Genomic DNA, 22,674 nt, shown 5'->3' with positions numbered 1-22,674 from the left:
TCTATTATTTAAGTTTTCTTTTTCGTGAATTTTACAAAAAGCCTTATGCCTTATTTACAGAACCAAATAATTCCATCTTCTCTTTTACAGTTGCTTTGATTGCTTCTGCACCCGGAGCTAATAATTTACGCGGATCAAATCCTTTGCCCTCTAAATCTTTTCCAGCTTCGATATATTTACGTGTCGCATCTGCGAAAGATAACTGGCACTCTGTATTAACATTGATCTTAGCTACTCCAAGAGAGATTGCTTTTTTGATCATATCTTCAGGGATACCTGTACCACCATGAAGAACTAATGGCATGGTTCCTGTCAGCTGCTGAATGGCATCTAATGTTTCAAAGCTTAATCCAGCCCAGTTTGCAGGATATTTTCCATGGATATTACCGATACCTGCTGCAAGCATGTCCACTCCAAGGTCAGCAATTGCTTTACACTCCTGTGGGTCTGCACACTCGCCTGCACCAATGACACCGTCTTCTTCTCCACCGATAGAACCAACTTCTGCTTCGATAGACATATTGTTATCATGTGCTAATTTCACTAATTCTGTTGTCTTAGCAACGTTCTCATCGATTGGATAATGAGATCCGTCGAACATGATAGAAGAAAATCCTGCTTCTACGCATTTTAAGCATCCTTCATATGAACCGTGATCTAAGTGTAATGCAACCGGTACAGTAATGTTCATTTCTTCGATCATTGCTTTTACCATAGCTGCAACGGTTTTAAAACCTGTCATGTATTTTCCGGCACCTTCTGATACACCAAGGATAACCGGTGAATTTAATTCCTGTGCTGTTGCTAAAATGGATTTTGTCCACTCTAAGTTGTTGATATTGAACTGTCCTACTGCGTAGTGACCAGCTTTTGCTTTGTCAAGCATTTCTTTTGCAGATACTAACATAAGTTCATTCTCCTTTTCTTTTTTCCCAAAAATATTTTTCATAATTTATAGTATAGCTTACTTTATTTTAAAAATAAAGTATCAAATCTAACAAATTTCCCCTTCATCTCTCTACTTTTTGACCATGATCTCCAATGCCTGCTGCTGATTACTGATCTTTACTTCCTGTGGGTTGCCGCCATATTCACCATCTAACGTCCATGGCACTTTTTCCTCTGCATAAAAGGTAATGCAGTCACTCTTAAAAGAATAGATCGCGTCCGTATCATCGATCATATTCGAAAGAGACGCTAAGATTTCATTTAATTCCACGAGATTTTTCGGTTTGCGGATCAATGTCACTTCAAATTTACCGTCATCTAAAAGGACATTTTTTCCGGTCATATTTTTAAAACCGCCGACAGAATTTGAATTTGTGATCATTCCATAGATAAATTCATCCTCGATCACCTGATCTTCATATTCTACCCGCATATGATACGAAGTGATCTCATGCAGACTCTTTGCCCCTTCTAAGATATATGCGGCATGGCCTAAGATATTTTTCCATTCCTGACTTGTCTTATAGGAAACTGCCGTAAAAATACCAAATGCCGCTACATAGATAAAGAAACTGTCATTGAATTTTCCGACATCACAGGCAAATTTTTTGCCAGAAACAGCTGCTTTTGCTGCTTTTACCATATCTTTTGGAATCTTAAGCGAATTGGCAAAATCGTTCGTACTTCCTGCCGGTATGTATCCTAACGGCACTTTCTTTTCAGAAAGCATCATGCCGCTGACTGCTTCATCAAGCGTCCCATCGCCGCCGCTACATACTACTAAATCATATTTTTTTGCCCGCTTTTGTACCAAATTCAGTGCATCGGCTCTTGCCTGTGTCGGATATATGGTTACTTCATATCCTGCTTTCACCATAATATCTACAATCTCCAACAATTTATTCTTAATCTGTGCCTTCCCTGAATACGGATTAAAGATAAACAGAAGTTTTTTCATAGATATTCACACTCCCGATTCTGATAAATTTTTTCATATTCTTTTTATTGTCCTGCTCCCATTTCTGCCGCAATTTCTGTAATGCGGCGGAGCCTGTGGTTCACACCGGATTTTCCGACCGGAGGATCTAGATATGTACCAAGTTCTTTCAATGATACATCCGGATATTCTAACCGTAGCAATGCGATCTCTTTTAAATTGTCCGGAAGACTCTCAAGACCTTTCTTCGCCCTGATATATTCGATATCTTCTATCTGTCTGACTGCCGCATTTACTGTTTTGCTGATATTTGCTGTTTCGCAGTTGACCTGCCGGTTGACAGAATTACGCATCTCCTTCATGATCCTGACATTCTCAAGGTTCATCAGTGCCACATGTGCTTCCATCACATTCAAAAGGTCTACGATATGTGCACCTTCCTTGACATAGACGACATGATTCTTCTTACGCACGACGATCTTTGCATCTACTTCAAATCCATTCATCGTATTCTGCAGCTGCTCTGCCTGCTGCATACTGTGGCAGACCACTTCAAAATGATAAGCTTTGTTTGGATCACTCATAGAACCTGAGGCTAAAAATGCCCCGCGGATAAATGCCCTTCTGCAACAGGTCTGCATGATCAGCATACCATCTACTTCTTCCATATTGCAAAAGCATCCTCTCCGTTCATCCCACATTTTCACGCTTTCTAAAACCTTAAGGACATCTGCATCCATCAGTTCATTTTCAGATAATTCGATCTTGAATAAAAGTGCTAAGAGCTTTTCATATTTTTCTTTCAGCAGAGGATTGTCTGTTTCTATAGATAAAGCAATACTTCCTTTTTTCATTCGGATCTTTCCCGCATAGCTGATGATCGCTGCAAGTTCTGCTAAACGGCAGTGTCTGCCGGCATTGATCTGCCCTGCAAGTTCTTTTTTTACATCACTTGAAAACGACATCTTACTTCCTCAATGCATCTTTCTCAATATCTCTGTGCTCGATCTTTAGACCATATTCTTTATTACCTGACAATCTTTTATAGAGTTCATTTGCAAGTGTCACGGAACGGTGCTTGCCGCCGGTACAGCCGATACTGATCACAAGCTGGTTTTTTCCCTCGATGATATAGTTCGGGATCAGAAAATCGATCATATCTGTCAGCTTGTCCAAAAACTCGTGTGCTTCTCCAAACTGCAATACATAATCCTGTATCTCTTTATCGTTTCCGTTTTTCTCCCGCAGTCCTTCTACATAATAGGGATTTGGCAGGAAACGTACATCAAATACCAGATCGGAATCTGCCGGTATCCCATATTTAAAACCAAAGGACAATACAGTGATAAACAAATTCTTATAATCCTGCTGCTTTACAAAGATCTTATCTAATTCTGCACGGAGTTCTCTTGTCAGAAGTCTGCTCGTATCAATGATATAGTCTGCTCTCTGCTTTAAAAATTCCAGACGTTTCCGCTCCTCTGCGATTCCTGTTTCCACACGTTCTCCGCCTGAAAGCGGGTGATTTCGTCTGGTTTCCTTATACCGTTTGACAAGTGTCGCATCTTCTGCCTCTAAAAATAGAATTTCAGGTGCTTTTCCCTTCTGATCTAAGCGGTCTAAAACAGAATGCAATTCTTCAAATGACTCTCCGCTCCGGATATCAATTCCGATCGCAAATTTCTGTAATTCTTCCTTACTTGTTTCTGATAATTCTACAAATGTTTCTAACAGTGGTATCGGCAGATTATCAACACAATAAAATCCGATATCTTCCATCATTTTCAGTGCTGTACTTTTTCCGGCTCCTGACATTCCGGTCAATATTACTAATTTCACGTCTTATCTCTCCCTGTCTAATCCATCTGACCAACTATTTAAAATTCTCCGATCAGTTTTACTTCAGGCTCTAATTCTACGCCAGACTGCTCTTTTACCACCTGCTGTACACGCTTTATGAGTGCAAGAATATCTGCTGCCGTTGCACCACCTTTGTTGATCACAAATCCACAGTGTTTTTTTGATACGGCTGCGCCACCGATCGTATAATCTGCAAGCCCTGCATCCATGATCAGTTTTCCTGCAAAATATCCTTCCGGTCGTTTAAATGTACTGCCGGCACTCGGATATTCTAACGGCTGTTTACTGACTCTCTGCTCTCTTAACTGCTCCATCCGTGCTAAAATTTTCTCTGGTTCTTCCTGCTGCAATTTTAAAACTGCACTAAGTACCAGATACTCCTGCTCTGTGACACAGCTATGACGATAGGAAAAATCCATCTGTTCATTGGATAATTCCATGATCTTCCCATCTTTTGAAAGCACTTTTACCGATTCTACGATATCCTTCATCTCACCGCCGTATGCTCCGGCATTCATTACCAATGCACCGCCTACACTTCCGGGAATCCCTGCTGCAAATTCCATATCGGCCAGCCCTGCCTTGTATGCCTGCTGTGCAACTGCTGCCAAGGCTGCTCCTGCTTCTGCCATGATCTTAGATCCTTCCACATGGATCTGTGCGATCTGCTTTCCAAACTCGATCACTGCGCCACGAATTCCCTTGTCGCCTACCAGCAGATTACTGCCTTTTCCGATCACGGTCGCAGATACCTGATGTGCCTTTAAGATCTGCATCACATCACTGATCTGTGTACTATCCGGTGTTAAAAACAAGTCAGCCGGACCGCCTACACGAAAGGTTGTATGACGGCTTAATGGCTCCTGTTCTCTTATCTGATCTTCTCTTAATACTTTTTTTAATTCTCTAAGTACTGTTTCCACGTTTTCTATGCCTCTTTCAAAAATGCCTGATATCCAAGGAATGCTTCGTACAGATCGACTTTGCTGATGATCTCCCATGGAGCGTGCATATTCAATACTGCCACACCACTGTCGATAACCTGCATTCCAAAATTTGCTAAAATATATGCGATCGTTCCACCACCGCCCTGATCTACTTTTCCAAGTTCAGAAGTCTGGAATGTCACCTGTGCATCATCTAATATACGACGCAGTTTTGCCATATATTCCGCATTTGCATCATTTGATCCACTCTTGCCTCTTGAACCGGTATATTTGTTAAATACTAATCCTTTTCCAAAATATGCTGCATTGCGTTTTTCCATGACTTCCGGATAGTTCGGATCATAAGCTGCACTGACATCAGAAGAAAGGACTTTTGAATTACGCATTGCACGACGTACGGAAAGTTCGGAATATGCTCCGCTTAAATCTAAAAGTTCTGCAACAGAGTCCTCAAAAAATCTCGAATGCATTCCGGTCGCACCTACACTTCCGATCTCTTCTTTATCCACTAATAAGCAGACACTTGTGATCTTCGGCTGTGTCATCTTTAAGATCGCCTGAAAAGATGGATATGCACACACGCGGTCATCATGTCCATAACCCATGATCATACTGCGGTCAAATCCATAATCTCTTGCCATTCCTGCCGGAACTGCTTCGATCTCTGCAGAAAGGAAATCTTCCTCTGTAATGCCATATTCTGCTTCTAAAATACGAAGCATATTTGCTTTTACCGTATCTTTTACTTTCTCTGAATCTTCACTCTGCCCTGTCGGAATACTTCCGATCAGAATATCTAATTTTTCTCCGTCAATCACTTTTGCAGCTTTTTTCTCTAACTGATCTGCAGATAAATGGATCAAAAGATCACTGATCCCAAATACAGGATCTCCCGGTTTATCACCGACATTTACAGTTACAACGGTTCCATCTTTCTTTGCAAATACGCCATGCAGAGCCAATGGAAGTGTTACCCACTGGTATTTTTTCACACCACCGTAATAGTGGGTATCTAACAGTGCCATCTGTGTATCTTCATATAACGGCACCTGTTTTAAATCCAGACGCGGTGAGTCGATATGGGCACCAAGAATGTTCATTCCCTTTTCTAACGGTTCCTCGCCGATCACGAAAAGTGCCATTGCTTTCCCCATGTGATCTACATAGATCTTATCACCCGGTTTTATCTGTGTCTTAGAATCTATTAAGGTCTGTAATTCCTTAAATCCTGCTTTTTTTGCCTGTAGCACAAATTCACGGACACATTCCCGTTCTGTCTTGCAGTCTGAAATAAACTTTCTGTAATCCTCTGCAAAATCCATGACCTGCTGACGCTTTTCTCCTGTAGGATATTTCTCCCATGCATTCCTGCTTTCCATATTCTGTCACTCTTCTTTCTATATTTTGGTTATGATCTTATTCATCATCTTCATCATCATCTTTTTTGGTCAGATTTGCCTGTACACGACGGTATAATTCCTGTGCGGCATTATATCCCATCTTCTTCTGACGATGATTTACGGCTGCTGCTTCACAGATAACAGCCAGATTACGTCCCGGACGGATCGGCAGGGAATGACACACGACTTTATTACCTAAAAATTCAGTATATTCTTCCTCTAATCCTAAACGGTCATAATCATTTTCTTTTTTCCAGTCTTCTAATTTGATGACCAGATCGATATTCTGTTTTTCTTTTACACTTTCTACACCAAATAAGGTCTTCACATCGATGATACCGATACCACGCAGTTCGATAAAATATCTTGTGATATCCGGTGATGTTCCGACTAAAGTATGTTCATTGATCTTACGGATCTCTACCACATCATCGGTTACCAAACGGTGTCCTCTCTTGATCAGCTCTAACGCAGCTTCACTCTTACCGATACCGCTCTCTCCCATAATCAGAAGTCCTTCACCATAGACATCTACTAAAACACCATGGATCGTAATACAGGGTGCCAGCTGTTCTGTCAATGTATAGATCAGTTCTGCCATAAATTCAGATGTTCCACGTTCTGTTCCAAGCACCGGTATCTGGTTGCGGTCTGCTGCCTCTAAAAACATCTCATCCGGTTCAAATCCACGACAGAAAATAACACACGGAATATCAAAAGAAAGAAATGCATCGTATAATTCCTGTCTTTCTTCTTTTGACTTTTTCTGTAAATATGCATATTCTACCATACCGATGATCTCTACACGGGACTGTTCAAAATGTTCAAAATATCCGCTCAACTGTAATGCCGGACGATTAACATCTGATAAAATGATACGATGTTCCTTTAAATTTATATCATCTGTAAAATTCTTAAGATCCATCATTTTTGCTATTTTTGCTACGCTTACACCTTCCATGCCATCTCTCCTTTTCATGCCACTTGATTTTTCTCTAAGTATAGCACACTTCTATTGTACAGACAACAACCGACTATGGCTGTTTTGCACAGTAATCAGTCATTTTGTTACAGTTCACACAGCAGACAGACATTTACTGTCTGGCTGCGTAAGAAAGTGATTCAGGTGGTGATTTTTGCTTCGCAAAGCGAACTTTCATGCAAAAATCACGAGTTACTGCTCACGGAGTGAACAGTAACGTCATTGTATGAACCGCTGCCTTTGCGGAAATACTGATACACCGCTTCGGCCGCCTGCCGGTTCATCGAAGGTGTTTCGGCTAATTCTTCCACGCTTGCGGCTTTGATCGCATCTAAGGAAGCATAACGTACCATAAGCGCCTTTCTTCTGGAAGCGCCGATCCCCGGAATATCATCTAAGACAGAATGGACCTGTCCCTTGCTCCTTAATGACCTGTGGTATTCGATTGCAAAACGATGGGCTTCATCCTGTATTCTGGTGATCAGTTTAAATCCTTCGCTGTGCCTGTCTATCGGAATCTCTATATTGTTATAATATAGCCCCCGCGTTCTATGATTATCATCTTTGACCATACCACACACCGGAATGTCTAAATGGAGTTCTTCTAAAACAGCCAATGCAATATTTACCTGTCCTCTGCCACCGTCCATCATGATCAGATCCGGAAATTTTGTGAAGCTGCCATAAGAATCTTCTAAACCTTTTTCTTTTAATTCTTCCCGTTCCATCTTGCCATGTTCAAATCTTCTCGTCAAAACTTCATGCATGGACGCATAATCATCCGGTCCTGTGACTGTTTTTAAGCGGAATTTGCGATAATCACTGCGGCAGGGCTTTCCTTTTTCATAGACAACCATCGATCCGACAGACTGAAAACCACTGATATTCGAAATATCGTATGCTTCTACACGCATCACGGAAGGAAGTTCTAACAATCCTGCGATCTCTTTCATGGCTCCGATCGTCCTGCCTTCTTCCCTCTTTAATTTCTCTTTATCCTGTGAAAGTACCAGTTTTGCATTTTTATTTGCAAGCTCTACTAACTTTTCTTTCATGCCCTTTTGTGGAATTTTAACGTAGACTTTCTGACCACGTTTTCCACTAAGCCATTCTTCAATGACTTCTTTATCCTCAATTTCATAAGGCAGCATGATCAGTTTCGGGATAAATGGCGTTCCTGCATAATACTGTTTCAAAAAAACGGTAAGGACCTGCGCCCGGCTGTCTTCTGTTTCGATCCGAAGATAAAAATGTTCCCTGCCGATCAGCTTGCCTCCACGGATAAAAAACACCTGAACAACCGCATCTTCTCCGTCCTTTGAGATACCGATCACATCCCGGTCCTCTGCACTTGCATCTGTGATCTTCTGTTTCTGTGCGATCTGCTTCACACTGTTTAAAAGATCTCTGTATTCCATTGCCTTTTCAAAAGCAAGTTCACTTGATGCTTTCTGCATTTTTTCTTCGAGTTCCTGCATGATCGGCTGATACTCTCCATTTAAAAAACGGACTGCCTGTTCAATGCGTGTCGCATATTCTTCCTTGGAAATATATCCCTGACAAGGTGCATGACACTGTTTGATATGATAATTCAAACATGGTCTTTCCTTTCCTGTATCGCGTGGCAGTATGCGGTTACAGGTGCGGAGTCCGTATAACTTATTCAAAAGATCGATCGTATCTTTGACTGCACCTGCACTAGTATAAGGTCCAAAATATTTTGACTTGTCTTTTTTTAACCGGCGTGCAAAGAGTACCCTTGGAAATTCTTCCCCTAAAGTCACTTTAATATACGGATAAGTCTTATCATCCCTAAGCATCGTATTATATTTTGGTCTGTGCTCTTTGATCAGATTACATTCTAATACCAATGCCTCTAATTCCGAATCCGTCACAATATATTCAAAACGGGCGATCTGCTGTACCATCTGTGCTTTTTTAATGCCCTCGTTATGGCTTGCCTGAAAATACTGATGGACACGCTTTGTCAGTGAAACGGCTTTTCCTATATAAATGATCGTATCATTTTTATCATGCATAATATAAACTCCCGGCTGATCCGGGAGTTTTTTTAATTCTTCTTCTAATTGAAACATTTGTATATCCTTATTGTGTAAATTCTAATGGACTTATATTGCTTTCTGGCATAACGATTCCGTACCTTTATAGTTACTCTTTAGTATGATTATCGTCTGCAGTCATATCGATATGCTGACCCTTTTCTAATGTAACGCCTGACTGTTCGTCCTGCTGTTTTGTCTGCTGGTCTTCTGCCTGTGTATCCTCTTTTGCATCTGCCTTGGTATCGTTATTCTTCTGCTCTTTTTCATCCTCCTCAGGCAGTCCTTTTAATTCTCGGAAAATCTTCATAAATTCCTTACCTGTAATAGTTTCATGTTCATACAGATAGTCAGCGATCTTATCTAATACTTCTCTGTTTTCTGTCAGGAGTCTTACCGCTTCTGCATAACAGGAATTGATGACCTTAAGCACTTCCTTGTCTACTTCGGCTGCTGTCTCTTCTGCACAGTTCATAGAAGCTCTGCCGTCTAAGTACTGGCTTTCTACTGTGACAAGACTCATCATACCGAATTTTTCAGACATACCAAAACGTGTGATCATGGATTTTGCAATATTAGTTGCCTGTTCAATATCATTTGCTGCACCACTGGTAACAGAATGGAATACGATATCTTCAGCTGCACGACCACCCATAAAAGTTGTGATCTTCGCTAAGAGTTCTTCCTTGGTATCTAAGAACTTCTCCTCCTCCGGTGTCTGTAATGTATATCCTAATGCTCCCATGGTTCTTGGAACGATCGTGATCTTTTGTACCGGTTCGGTGTTTTTCTGCAAAGCTGTTACCATCGCATGACCTACTTCGTGATAAGAAACGATATGTTTCTCCTTTTCACTCATCGCACGGTCCTTCTTCTCTTTACCGCCGACTGCAACTAATTCAAATGCTTCAAACAGATCGGACTGGTTGACATATTTTCTGCCATGCTTTACTGCATTGATCGCAGCTTCATTGATCATATTGGCAAGATCAGAACCCACAAGACCCGCAGTTGCAAGTGCTAATGCATCTAAATCCACTGTTTCATCCATCAATACATCTTTTGCATGTACTTTTAATGTTTCTAAACGGCCCTTCTGATCCGGACGGTCTACAATGATCCTTCGGTCAAAACGTCCCGGACGAAGCAGTGCCTTGTCTAATACTTCCGGACGGTTCGTTGCCGCTAAGATCAGAAGACCTTTTGATGTATCAAAACCATCCATCTCTGCAAGCAGCTGGTTTAAGGTCTGTTCTCTTTCATCATTGCCGCTGCCAAATCTCGAATCACGGCTCTTACCAATCGCATCGATCTCATCAATAAAGATAATACATGGTGCCTGTTTCTGTGCTTCTTTGAACAGATCCCTGACACGGGAAGCACCTACACCTACAAACATTTCTACAAAATCAGATCCTGCAAGGGAGAAAAACGGAACTTTTGCTTCTCCTGCAACTGCTTTTGCAAGCAGCGTCTTTCCTGTTCCCGGAGGGCCTACTAACAACGCACCCTTCGGCAGTTTTGCACCGATATCCCGATATTTTTTCGGGTTATGCAGGAAATCTACTACTTCCTGTAAGGATTCCTTGGCTTCATCCTGTCCTGCTACATCTTTAAATGTCACTCCTGTTGACTTTTCTACATATACTTTGGCATTACTTTTGCCGACACCCATCATGCCGCCTCCGCCGCCCATACGCTTCATAATGAAGCCAAGCAGTACCCAGAGCAGTACCAATGGGAGAATGAAACTTAAGATATTATATACCCATGTAGACGTATTGTCCGGTATGTAGCCATAGATCTCTACATTATGTTCCTTCAACAATGGAATAAGTTCATCATCACTGACCATACCTGTATAATATGTCTGCTTATATACGGAAGTCCCTTTTGACTTTAACGTGATATCGATCTCACTTCCGGTATACTTGATGCTTTCTACTTCATCTGCCTCGACTTTTGCTAAAAAGTCTGTATAAGATATTTCCTGATTAAACTGCTGTGTCAGCTTATTTGAAACAAAGCTGATGATAAACAATGCAAACAGCGATATCAGAATAAAAGTCATAATGACCTGACCGTTTCGGTTATTCCGGTTATTGTTCTGATTATTATTTGGTTCCTGATTATCCATAATGTCCTCCGTATGACAGCCTTCGATTCTAGGATTCCCGTATCTTGGCTGCGTATTCGCAGCAATATGTTTCCAATAATTGCTACTGTTTATTATATGTGTTAAAAGATTTAAAAGCAATATAGAGTTTCTGAACTTTTCTTGTTTTTTCTAAAGTTTTTCTAAATTACAAAAAAATACAGACACCTAACTATCTGAATGTATGCTATACTTTGTATAGAATTGTAAAAGTTGCGTAACAATGGAGCAATTCATGCATTGAATGAAGTGAAAATGCCTGTTGGCCTTCATATCATCATAATCAAACATTTACAACCATTACGGAGGTACATACAATGGACAAACGATTACAGCAGCAGCTTGATTTTGCATTAGAAATTGATAAAGAAAAAAACATTTTCCGGCAGACGCATCTTTCCGGTCATGGCAGAAATGAAAATGATGCTGAACATGCATGGCACATGGCAATCATGGCATATCTGCTTCGGGAATATTCCAATGAAGCAGTTGATATCTCAAAAGTCATGCTGATGTGCCTGCTCCATGATATCGTAGAAATTGATGCAGGCGACACTTATGCCTACGATGAAGAAGGCAAAAAAACACAGAAAGCCAGAGAAGATGCCGCCAAAGAACGGATCTTTTCACTCCTGCCAGAAGATCAGAAAGAGGAACTGGCCGGGCTCTTTGATGAATTTGAAGCATTTGAAACACCGGAAGCAAAATTTGCACATGCAATGGACAATCTGCAGCCGTTACTTTTAAATAACAGCAATGGTGGAAGTGACTGGAGGGAACATCAGGTCACAGCTAAACAGGTGTATGGCAGACAGAGCCAGACAAGCCTTGGTTCTAAACGATTATATGAAGTTACCGACTGGTTGATCCGGGAGAATATGAAAAAGGGGAATATCAGGGAATAGAATGATTTCCCCTTTATTCCCTTGTTTTTAATCTTTGCACCTGTCAAAAATAGGTCTATATACTTCTTCTGGCACATAGGTAATATTTGAAAAATCAAACCCGGTCAGCTTAATATTTTTCGCTGTTACATATTTATAAGCGCCCGTTTCAAAGCTTTCAGGTGAAAAATGGGTTCCATCATTCAATTTTTTACATACCTCTTTCAATGTTCGCTTTTCCCAAGACATAGGGTTAGATACAGGACTACCGAACATCTCGACAAATCGGGCTTGCATCAACTTATCTAATTCATCTAATTCTTTCTTATGCATCTGAATTACGCTATGTATTTTTTCTAATATTCCTGCATATTTATATTGCATATCAAAATCAATATCAGGAACCATTATTTCTTCAAGAACTTTTCGACTTATAGCTTTAAATGTACTTCCTGTTCCCTTGCTATTTAATTCTACCTTTTTGCCTTTTAAAAACCAATAAATAAACTCTAATGACATCTTACTTCTATCTGGCATTAATGCAGCTAATCCCCGACCTATGCAGCATTCCTCTTTTGCAAAATTTAATGCACCAATAGGTGCTCTTACAGATATTCGTATATCTTCAGCTTTTGCAATCTTAGTTGGAGCATTACAGCAAACTCTTGTTATCGGGTATCTCTCTCCAAAATCTGCATTTCCCTGAAAAAAGGGAATTCCATCTTCATTATTGTTATAACTTGACGAATCTGGAGATTGTCCCATACTTATTTTACAAACATCTTTTAACGCAATATATTTCATCCATCTTCTCAACAAACCAGACTTTGTAAAACTCTTGTTTTTAGAACAAACGTTTGTTATTGTGTATTTGGTGCTACCATATACGGTAGGCGGTTATTCCTTCTTACAGAGGACTGTGGCCTCTGATTACATAGAAATCTGCCTGCAGAAATCTACCAAAGGAGGCGTTTCTTATGCTTACAACGGATCTTTTCATAGCCATCATCAGCTTATGTATTACCTGCTTTGCTCTTGGTTATACCGTTGGTTCTAAGAGCAATGATAAGACACAAAAATAACCGCCCTGTCCTGAGAAAACTTGGCGGTCATTTTTGACTAACATGATTTAGGGCTAACCGTTTATCGGCAGCACCCTTTGTTATTATATTAGCATCCAACCGCTTCTATGTCAAACATCTATTCTTTTATCCCTGTCCACTATCCACAGTGCCATGTACTACTCGTTACTACTTTTACAAATGCCAAACACTGCTCCTTACCACTTTTACAAATCCGAATTTGCTTATTTGTTTTTTGCTTTGGCTAATGCAACAAGATTGAGAATCATTGTAATGGAAACCAATGCGACAGAAGCAATCAAAACCGCACGAATAGTATCTTCAATAGCGGCATAATCACCAAGAAACACCCTGCGATTTATCTCAAATAATTGAAATACAAGAGAAATTGCACATAGTCCAAAGCTTACCAAGGTATTTCTATGGGATGTATATGCTTTCGGTGTTGCAATCGCCAAGCCTGCAAATAGCCAAGCACACGCACCTAAAATAAGGCTTCCAATGTTCAGCATACAGCCACTCCTTTGTCAAATTCCATATTTTTCCTCTTATTCTGTAATCAAACTATCTGATTTTATTTTAATGGAAATATTGCTATAAGGCAATTATCTAATTTTTGCTTAAATACCAATGCGCATTTTAGCTTGTCTATTGAAATCTCGCCCATTTTTTTTTATACTTAATTCATATCAAATTATGGAGGTAACAACCACGATTTTATCCTGGTAAAAAACTATGAACAATTTATCACCCAAAGATGAAATGATACAACTTATACAACAATGCATTCTAGCAAAAGATTTCATGTCTGCCGCTGAATGTCTTGAAATATATAAACAATCGTTTGGCGCTGACAATTTCTTTTCTTCCTGCCAAATTTCAATTACACCCGTTACCGCTATTTATATCCTAAGCGAAGATGAACTAAAACCTGATTTAACAGATATGATCAGTACAGATATCCATGTTAATTTATCTGTTATATATATGCATGAAAAAAACTTAATGGAAGAATTTTTAAATTGTCTGCCATCTATCGAGAGCGAATATCTCTGTTTCTATGATTCCAAACATCATTATGAGAAAAACCGTATCGCAATTCTTCTTTCTATGATGACCAAAATTACTTCAGTAAACGGCATTATGCACGCCCGTAATTTTATAGATAACAGTGATACCGTACTTGCACATCCTGATTATATGTATAAAGCAACATTAGACAATAAAATTTTTAATGGTGCAGAATTACTGCGCTACAGTGCTATGAACAATATAAACCTATATGGTGATTTGTCTACTGTTTTTCTTTCTACAGCCTATGTAAAGCAGCTTTCCTTTTCACACCCTGATGTAACTGCTTCTATGCAGTACTTAGTATTTCTTTATCAGTTACTATGGTCTGCCAAAATTGCTTACACTTATTTGCCGCTTTCATCTTCCATTGTAGTCGAGTATTCAGATTCTACACAATCTATTTCTGATTATGTAGATTTCCTAAAGCTGTATTATTCGGAAAATGATATTTCACGCATTTCAAAAACTTTGACAGATTTTACTGTAACAGAACATTTTGTATCCTGCAAAAAAGAAATCACCTTCTTTTACACTGATATGGGGGAATATTATAATTTAAAACCAATTGCTGATATGGCAGAATCCAGAGGTTACAAAATAAATTTTACAAAAGACATTCATCAAAATGCTGAAATTGGTGTCTATTGCCAGCATATTTGTTACCCTGAAAACTCAAAATTTTCTCTGATATTACTACATGACTTAGCTCAGGGACATAACCGTTGGCCAGCTTTCTGGGAATTGGAACGTTGGGATAAATTCGATATTGGAATCGTACCAGGACATTCCTGGGCAAACTTATGGTCTGCATGTGCTTTTCAATATTACACTAATCCAAGATGTGGAGCCTACGAACTTGGTTATCCCAAAAGCAGCCTGTTATCTTCCTGTGACCTATCAGAACGCATCCGTACATTAAAAGAACAGCTACATTTAAAATATGATTTTTCTATCTTATATGCTCCTTCGTGGGAGAATGATGGAAAAGAGGATGATTTTGTCAAAGCCCTCTCCTCTTTAAAAGTAAATTTGCTGATTAAGCAGTCACACTGGAATAGAAAATATTCGAATATTATTCAAAATATTAAAGAAATGCGGAATTTACATGAGGGAAAGTTTGATAATGTATATTATATTGAACCGGAAGAAAGTATTATGACAGCACTCGCAATGAGTGACCTCGTTGTATCCGATGAATCAAGTGTTATGGCAGAAGCTTTAATGTTTGATGTTCCGAGTATTGCCGTTACCGACTGGCTTATTCCAGATACAACTCCGAGCCGTCATGCATCGGTACCTATGGATTATGTTATCAAATGTAAAAAATTGGAATTACAGGACTGTGTACAACGTTTCCTTTCGTCACCAGAAAATTATGATTCCATAATTGAAAACAGAAAGCTTCTGTTCTCCAATGCTGAACATTGTTGTTCCGACATCTTAGACGCAATTGAGTATTATACCGCAGCTGATTCTGATGCTTCAAAAGTTTTTTTAGACAAACGTCTTTCCTCTAAATATTCTATTTGCAGTATGTGGAATTAGATTTATTTCAAAGAGCTGCTGCACGAAAATATTATCTGTTTTTTCATGCAACAGCTCTCTTTTATATAATCTTTTTAATATTTTCAATAATCCTTTCGGAATCCACCTGTGTAAAACCTGCCCCCTCTTTTATATGTAATTCATCTCTGATTGATGAAGAAAACAGCTTTTCAATCTCTTTAAATCCAGACCAGGAATCTTTTAGCCCGCATTTTTCAATGATTCTTTCTATCGGAACCGTATCGTTGATATCCCGATAAGAAAAATATACCGTTCCCAATGCCCTGAAAATAATGTAATCTGCCGGAACATTTTCCAACATCCATTCCTGATCGAACCATAGCAGGTTTTCATTTGAAACGAATGCATTCCGAAATGTCATATCCAGATATCCATTCTTCAAAATTGGTCCGTAGTTAATCTGTTCCTGTTTCAATTCCGGATGCAGCGCATATAGAATATTATCCTCGTCCGGTACAGTTTCCGAAGACGATAATATGTCCACATATAATCGTTCCAATAAATAAACTGCCTGTTCTTCATCTCCTGCTCTACATGCCCTAACAAACACCTTCTCAAACAGTTCTCCTTCATGGTATGGAGTTTCTAATTCCTCTCCCACGATTTTGCTTCCCAAAGTAAGCAATCCTCTGTCCTTTAATGTTTTTTCATTGGCTGCTGTCTGTCTTATATGTGAAACACCAGTTTGTGATAAACTAAATTTTTTTACAATTTTATCCCTGTAAATTTTGGTGCCCAACTGATACTCCGGCTGTCTTTCATCACATAAGCTTGCAAATAAAATATTTCCCAAATCTTCTACGCCAGCACATTCAACCAAAAAGGAATTTGCAAAAAATTCAAATACATGATTTTCAACTAAATCTTTATAAATGTCATTCTCATTCGCAACCAGCGTATGTGCATTTTTTGCATAATAACACCTGACATTCTGCATATTTTCATCTTCTGGCAGATAGTCTTCTGAATAAATGGTGGTCGGCAATTTATAATCTGGCATTGGATAATAAAAATAGCTATGCTCAAATCCACTTTCATGAATAAGTTTTTTCAACCCTTCCTTTGAAAAAGTCCGAATACCCTGATTTGTATATAAATACTGATTCATGCCATCAAACGGTACACCCGTATGATCTTCTCCTGCTCCGCACCAGTATTTCAAACCATATTGGTTTTCAATAGCGATCAGAAGTTTTCCCTCTGGCTTTAAAAGTTTTTTTATCTTCGCCAAAAAGTCCCTATATGGATGATCCGAGTCCGTAAATCTTCCCTGATACTCAAGTACACCGATCAATGTGATATAATCATATTTTGGGGTGAATTCAATATCATTCAGATTTCCTACAATAATCTCAAGATTTTCCTTCTCACGGCAACGTAGCAATGTGCCCATAGCTCGTCTTTGCGACAACTCTACAGCTGTAACGCTTTTACATTTATCGCATAAGAGTCCTGTTAATGCCCCAAATCCACAGCCAATCTCAAGAACTTCACTCTCTGGCTCAAAATCATACCAGTTTAAAAGATTTCTTCTTGTTCTAGTCAAATGATAGTACACCGGCCAGCTATAATTTTTAGCAATTGCCTTCGTGTAATCTTCTGGTTTATTCTCTGCTATGATTTGCAAAATTTGATTTTCTACATCTCCATCTGAATAATTATCATCATCTTTATAATAGTTTAGATTAAATATTGGTTTTGGTTTCAATTGTTCTGAATAATTGTTATATTGGTTGTATTTCATTTTCTTCCTAACTATATTGTACCAAGTCGCTAGCGCGACGGCTAGCCCTAAGTATATCAAACCACTACTTTTTTCAAATTAAAATAGCAGTTTTTGTTTTTATGTTGTATTGTTAAGTTACCACACTCAAACAACCAAAACTGCTATGCGTATTTTATCATATTTTTTTAGACTTAACAATTACATATTTTATTTTTTATCCAGACTACCACTTGCTTTTTGTGATGCCACTTTATCTTTCACATATTTCAGGAAGTTATTTCATGGATTATTTAAAACGTTACAAAAAAATGATTTGAACTCATCATACACCTGCTTTCATTATCACCTTACCTACTCAAATTGCAAATTCTTTCACTATGCAATGTACCTTCGATGTGATGTTTTTACATTGTTCTGATTAAGGATCGCATATTGCATCGTCGTGTCAATCTGCGAATGACCTAAATTTTTTTGTACCTGCTCTATTGGCATTCCTTTATCAATCGCTCTAGTTGCCATGGTTCTTCTGAATTTATGAGGGTGTATTTTATCCATATTTAACCGTCGCCCAAGTTCACGGATCCGTATTTCTACGCCACTGATTTTCAACCGCTCATATAGTGAATCTAATGTTACAAATAATGCCGGATTTTTATCAGTCCTGCCATTCAGATAATTCTGCAAATGCAGTTTTGCCTTTGCATCAAAATAAACCCGCCGTTCTTTATCACCTTTTCCATATACAATACATTCTCTTTCTTCAAAATCAATATCAGAAATATTTAACCCCACTAATTCACCGACTCTGATTCCTGTTGAATACAACAGATCAATCATCGCAAGATCTCTGGCACATTTACAGCTATCTCTTAATCTCTCAATCATTTCATCAGAAATAATCTCTTTTACCGGTTGTTTTGTCTTAATCTTATGTATCCGACGCATCGGACTTTTTAATATATAATCTTCTTCCTCTAACCATGAGAAAAAACTTGAAAGATTTCTTCTGACATTATCAACTGTCACCTTGCTACAGGAATTTAATTTCTGATAATCTACTAAATATCGTCGGATATCTTCCGTTGTCATTTTTCTTACTTCCAGAGAAATCTGACTAAATAAGTGTGCAACTGTCATCTTATAATATTTTATAGTTCGTTCTGAACATCCTTCAATCTGTTTCGCTGCCAAAAATATATCTAAATACTCTGCCATTTCATTTAATATGGTTACTATTTTTTCCTGCATGTTTGTATTTTCCTCCTGATATACCAACATCCTGCAACCATAATTAAAATCTGTTTTTTGAATTTTCCTATTCCATGAAATAACTGCACTGCTGATAATAATCAACAGTTTCCTGCTGCATCAAAGATACTAATTTATCTGTTTTCTGTTCTTCTCTATACTCTTTTAATCCCTCAATATAACTACTGCGGTTATCGTCTTGTATAATAAATGGATCGACATCTGCACTTTTTAAAGCTTCTCTAAAAAGTATCATTCTGCCTGTTCGACCATTTCCATCTTGAAATGGATGTATGATCTCATATCGTACATGAAATTCTGCTAATGTGGTCAAATTTTTTTCCTGTTTGCTATACCACTGCAATAACTCTCTCATTTTTTCTGCTACATCTTTTGGCAATGCAGTTTTATACATTCCTATCATATTTGGTCTTTCTTTATAATCACCTATACTCTGATATGGAATCCCTAACATGACGCTTTCTTTTGCCCTTACGTTATCTGTATCATCAAGATCACGTATAAACATCAGATATGTGATCTGTTCAATGACTTCTAGGGGATTTACCAGACCGCCTGCTGCAAACATATCCCACAGGGCATCAATTTTATTCTTAAGCTCTCCCGTAATCATCTGTTTTATCTCCAATCCTTATTTTGTTCATACAAATCATTTTTTTATTATACCACTGTCAAAGCCATTTTTCAGCATAACTTTCAAACAAATCAAAATCCCCCATCAAAGAAACAGCCGCCTGATATCTCAAAAGATACCAGACGGCTGTTTTTCATCTAGTGGCAGCCCCTGCAATGTGCACAGTCACCACCGCAGGAAGATTTTCCATTCTTTTTGTCTTTTCTTAAACTACGGATCGCAAGTGCAACACATGCAAGTACGATCGCACCAACTAATACTGTACCCATAAAAGCCACCTCTTATTCTATTACTGAATTATTATTTTGCTGATGCCGGCATTTTGATATTTACATCTAATGTTTCACTTTCTTTGTATGGTCTGAAAAGCAGATATACAAATCCGATAACAAACAGGAATGCAACTACTGTACCGATTCCAAAGCTGCCTGCTGTGATCAGCATACCGATCTGATAGATACACAGGGATACAACATATGCTAAGAAGCACTGATATCCGATTGCAAACCAGAACCATTTTGCGTTGTTCATTTCACGCTTGATCGCTCCCATTGCTGCGAAACAAGGTGCGCACAGAAGGTTGAATACTAAGAAGGAATATGCTGCAACCGGTGCAAGTGATGCGGAAAGGTTGCTCCAGATTTCTGCTCCGTCTTCTGCAACTTCTGCAAATCCGTATAACATACCGAATGTTCCTACTACGTTCTCTTTTGCGACAAGTCCTGTGATAGCTGCAACTGCCATCTTCCAGTCGCCCCAGCCAAGTGGGATAAAGATCCATGCGATCAGGTTACCGATAGAGGATAAGATACTAGAATCTAACTGCTCTGCCTCTAACATTGTAAAGGAACCATCTACCCATCCAAAGCTCATTAAGAACCATACAACGATTGTAGATAATAAGATGATCGTTCCTGCTTTTTTAATGAAGGACCATCCACGCTCCCACATACTTCTTAATACATTTCCTACTGTAGGCATATGATATGCCGGTAACTCCATAACGAATGGAGCCGGATCTCCGGCGAACATCTTTGTTTTCTTTAAAATGATACCGGAACAGATGATTGCTGCGATTCCTACGAAGTAGCAGCTTACGGATACCCATCCTGCATTATCAAAGATAGCACCTGCGATCAATGCGATGATCGGTAATTTTGCTCCACAAGGAATAAATGTTGTTGTCATAATAGTCATTTTACGATCTCTGTCATTTTCGATCGTACGGGATGCCATGATACCCGGAACACCACAACCACTTCCGATCAGCATTGGGATAAAGGATTTTCCGGAAAGTCCGAATTTACGGAAAATACGATCCATGATGAATGCAACTCGTGCCATATATCCACATGCCTCTAAGAAAGCAAGGAAGATAAATAATACTAACATCTGTGGTACGAAACCAAGTACTGCACCAACACCGGCTACAATACCGTCTAAGATCAATCCTTTTAACCAGTCAACACAGCCAACTGCATCTAATGCACTTTCGATCAGTACCGGGATACCGGGAACATCGATCACGCCGAATAATTTCCAGCCATCACCGAATACACCCTCATTTGCCCAGTCAGTTGCCCAGCTGCCGACAGTCGTTACGGATACATAATATACGATAAACATAACAACTGCAAATATCGGTAATGCTAAGATACGGTTTGTAACAACTTTATCAATTTTATCAGAAAGTGTCAATTTCTGTTTCTGGTTCTTTGTACAGCACTCACCAATGATAGATGAAATGTATACATATCTTTCATTTGTGATAATACTTTCTGTATCATCATCGAATTTTTTCTCTAATGCTTCGATTTCCTGTGAAACATCCGGTATACTTGATAACTGTTCTGCGATCTTATTATCACGCTCTAACAGTTTGATCGCAAAGAATCTTTTCTGCTCTGCCGGAATGTCTGCAAACAGTTTATCTTCTACAGTGCTGATCGTATCTTCAACATCTTTTGCAAATTCATGCACGATTCCTGCACTCTTTTTGCCCTGTGCCAATGCAACTGCTTTTTCTGCTGCTTTCTTGATCCCTGTTCCTTTTAATGCGGAAATCTCTACGACTTCACAGCCTAATCTCTTTCCGAGTTTGTCAATATGTATCTGGTCACCGCTCTTTTCAACTAAGTCCATCATGTTGACTGCCATGACTACCGGAATACCAAGTTCCATGATCTGTGTAGACAGATATAAGTTACGCTCGATATTTGTACCATCTACGATATTGATGATCGCATCCGGTTTTTCAGTCAAAAGATAATTTCTTGCAACGACTTCCTCTAATGTATATGGGGATAATGAATAAATACCCGGTAAGTCAATGATCGTTACATCTTTATGACCTTTTAACTTTCCTTCCTTTTTCTCAACAGTTACGCCCGGCCAGTTTCCAACAAACTGGTTAGAACCTGTCAACGCATTGAATAATGTGGTCTTTCCACTATTCGGATTACCTGCTAATGCAATTTTAATTGCCATTGTTCTGCTCCTCTCCTTATGTTTTAGCCATATAACAGGCTGGCTTTTTCACAGTTACTCTACTTCGATCATCTCTGCATCTGCTTTACGCAAAGATAACTCGTATCCACGTACAGTTACTTCGATCGGATCTCCAAGCGGTGCTACTTTTCTTACATAAATATCAACACCTTTGGTAATACCCATGTCCATGATACGACGCTTAACCGGACCTTCGCCGGAAAGTTTTTTCACTTTGACCGTCTTACCGCATTCAGCATTTCTCAATGTTTTCATAATAATCTCCTTATACCATAATCTTATTTGCCATATCTTTTCCAATGGCAACCCGCGAATCTTTGATGTTCACGATCATATTACCGCCAATTTCAGATACAACAGTTACAGGACTGCCAATGACAAAGCCAAGGTTCTCTAAAAACCGGCGGGTTTCTTCTTTTCCTCCCACTCTCTGAATAATGTTTTCTTCTCCTTCTTTTACCATAGATAACGGCATCATGTTCTCCTCCTCTGTTCGTACTCTTGTTGGTAATTTTTTTCACTTCTTTTTCAATGGTTAGTATATTCTAACGCCTATTAGTTGTCAAGAACCTTATTGAGAGTTTTTATCAACTAACTCAAGTAAGTTGATTCTTTTTTGGATATTTTAACTTTACAAAAAAA

The 22,674-nt window shown here is 39.0% G+C and carries 20 protein-coding genes; 2 read left to right on the top strand and 18 right to left on the bottom strand.

Annotated elements, in window-relative coordinates:
- Window positions 1-43: 43 nt before the first annotated feature.
- From fba to ftsH, 9 genes are all read right to left on the bottom strand, one after another.
- Window positions 44-907 (bottom strand): class II fructose-1,6-bisphosphate aldolase, encoded by an 864-nt coding sequence (gene fba / locus H8S17_RS02575; RefSeq protein WP_178050796.1) that lies wholly within the window; start codon window positions 905-907, stop codon window positions 44-46.
- A 111-nt stretch (window positions 908-1,018) separates the two neighbouring features.
- Entirely contained in the window at window positions 1,019-1,906 is an 888-nt protein-coding gene (locus H8S17_RS02570) for a diacylglycerol/lipid kinase family protein (RefSeq protein WP_186866093.1), read from the bottom strand.
- A gap of 44 nt (window positions 1,907-1,950) precedes the next feature.
- Window positions 1,951-2,850 carry a DNA-binding protein WhiA gene (gene whiA, locus H8S17_RS02565; RefSeq protein ID WP_186866092.1) on the bottom strand — a complete coding sequence of 300 codons (900 nt, stop codon included), beginning with the start codon at window positions 2,848-2,850 and terminating at the stop codon, window positions 1,951-1,953.
- A gap of 1 nt (window position 2,851) precedes the next feature.
- Window positions 2,852-3,724, bottom strand: a complete 873-nt coding sequence (rapZ, locus tag H8S17_RS02560; RefSeq protein WP_186866091.1) for an RNase adapter RapZ — start codon at window positions 3,722-3,724, stop codon at window positions 2,852-2,854.
- 38 nt (window positions 3,725-3,762) lie between these two features.
- Window positions 3,763-4,668 (bottom strand): UDP-N-acetylmuramate dehydrogenase, encoded by a 906-nt coding sequence (gene murB / locus H8S17_RS02555; RefSeq protein ID WP_330595597.1) that lies wholly within the window; start codon window positions 4,666-4,668, stop codon window positions 3,763-3,765.
- Between the two features lie 5 nt (window positions 4,669-4,673).
- The gene (locus tag H8S17_RS02550; RefSeq protein ID WP_178050665.1) at window positions 4,674-6,071 is read right to left on the bottom strand and encodes an aminopeptidase; all 1,398 of its coding nucleotides are present in this window, start codon (window positions 6,069-6,071) and stop codon (window positions 4,674-4,676) included.
- A gap of 37 nt (window positions 6,072-6,108) precedes the next feature.
- Window positions 6,109-7,053 (bottom strand): HPr(Ser) kinase/phosphatase, encoded by a 945-nt coding sequence (gene hprK / locus H8S17_RS02545; protein ID WP_178050664.1) that lies wholly within the window; start codon window positions 7,051-7,053, stop codon window positions 6,109-6,111.
- Window positions 7,054-7,259: 206 nt separating this feature from the next.
- Window positions 7,260-9,170, bottom strand: coding sequence for an excinuclease ABC subunit UvrC (uvrC, locus tag H8S17_RS02540; RefSeq protein ID WP_186866089.1), 1,911 nt, complete (start codon window positions 9,168-9,170; stop codon window positions 7,260-7,262).
- Window positions 9,171-9,243: 73 nt separating this feature from the next.
- Window positions 9,244-11,271 (bottom strand): ATP-dependent zinc metalloprotease FtsH, encoded by a 2,028-nt coding sequence (gene ftsH, locus H8S17_RS02535; protein ID WP_186866088.1) that lies wholly within the window; start codon window positions 11,269-11,271, stop codon window positions 9,244-9,246.
- A gap of 335 nt (window positions 11,272-11,606) precedes the next feature.
- On the opposite strand from ftsH, the gene H8S17_RS02530 reads away from it, so the two are divergent.
- On the top strand, window positions 11,607-12,194 hold the full coding sequence (locus H8S17_RS02530; protein WP_186866087.1) for an HD domain-containing protein: 588 nt from the start codon (window positions 11,607-11,609) through the stop codon (window positions 12,192-12,194).
- Between the two features lie 27 nt (window positions 12,195-12,221).
- On the opposite strand, the gene H8S17_RS02525 is transcribed toward H8S17_RS02530, so the two are convergent.
- Window positions 12,222-12,977, bottom strand: a complete 756-nt coding sequence (locus H8S17_RS02525) for a restriction endonuclease subunit S (protein WP_186866086.1) — start codon at window positions 12,975-12,977, stop codon at window positions 12,222-12,224.
- 502 nt (window positions 12,978-13,479) lie between these two features.
- Window positions 13,480-13,767 (bottom strand): hypothetical protein, encoded by a 288-nt coding sequence (locus H8S17_RS02520; protein ID WP_186866085.1) that lies wholly within the window; start codon window positions 13,765-13,767, stop codon window positions 13,480-13,482.
- A 223-nt stretch (window positions 13,768-13,990) separates the two neighbouring features.
- Here H8S17_RS02520 and H8S17_RS02515 point away from each other — a divergent pair, with 223 nt between their 5' ends.
- Window positions 13,991-15,874, top strand: a complete 1,884-nt coding sequence (locus H8S17_RS02515) for a CDP-glycerol glycerophosphotransferase family protein (protein WP_186866084.1) — start codon at window positions 13,991-13,993, stop codon at window positions 15,872-15,874.
- 61 nt (window positions 15,875-15,935) lie between these two features.
- On the opposite strand, the gene H8S17_RS02510 is transcribed toward H8S17_RS02515, so the two are convergent.
- From H8S17_RS02510 to H8S17_RS02480, 7 genes are all read right to left on the bottom strand, one after another.
- Complete coding sequence (locus H8S17_RS02510; protein ID WP_186866083.1) at window positions 15,936-17,639, bottom strand: SAM-dependent methyltransferase; 1,704 nt, start codon at window positions 17,637-17,639, stop codon at window positions 15,936-15,938.
- 357 nt (window positions 17,640-17,996) lie between these two features.
- On the bottom strand, window positions 17,997-18,869 hold the full coding sequence (gene xerA, locus H8S17_RS02505) for a site-specific tyrosine recombinase/integron integrase (RefSeq protein WP_186866082.1): 873 nt from the start codon (window positions 18,867-18,869) through the stop codon (window positions 17,997-17,999).
- Window positions 18,870-18,936: 67 nt separating this feature from the next.
- On the bottom strand, window positions 18,937-19,503 hold the full coding sequence (locus H8S17_RS02500) for a Fic family protein (protein WP_186866081.1): 567 nt from the start codon (window positions 19,501-19,503) through the stop codon (window positions 18,937-18,939).
- 158 nt (window positions 19,504-19,661) lie between these two features.
- On the bottom strand, window positions 19,662-19,793 hold the full coding sequence (locus H8S17_RS02495; RefSeq protein WP_178050762.1) for a FeoB-associated Cys-rich membrane protein: 132 nt from the start codon (window positions 19,791-19,793) through the stop codon (window positions 19,662-19,664).
- A gap of 31 nt (window positions 19,794-19,824) precedes the next feature.
- On the bottom strand, window positions 19,825-22,011 hold the full coding sequence (gene feoB, locus H8S17_RS02490) for a ferrous iron transport protein B (RefSeq protein ID WP_186866080.1): 2,187 nt from the start codon (window positions 22,009-22,011) through the stop codon (window positions 19,825-19,827).
- Between the two features lie 54 nt (window positions 22,012-22,065).
- Window positions 22,066-22,287 carry a FeoA family protein gene (locus H8S17_RS02485; protein WP_178050760.1) on the bottom strand — a complete coding sequence of 74 codons (222 nt, stop codon included), beginning with the start codon at window positions 22,285-22,287 and terminating at the stop codon, window positions 22,066-22,068.
- A gap of 10 nt (window positions 22,288-22,297) precedes the next feature.
- Entirely contained in the window at window positions 22,298-22,510 is a 213-nt protein-coding gene (locus tag H8S17_RS02480; RefSeq protein ID WP_178050759.1) for a FeoA family protein, read from the bottom strand.
- Window positions 22,511-22,674 lie beyond the last annotated feature (164 nt).

Source organism: Roseburia zhanii (assembly GCF_014287635.1).
Lineage (GTDB): Bacteria > Bacillota > Clostridia > Lachnospirales > Lachnospiraceae > Roseburia_B > Roseburia_B zhanii.
This window is presented reverse-complemented; position numbering and strand designations above follow the sequence as displayed.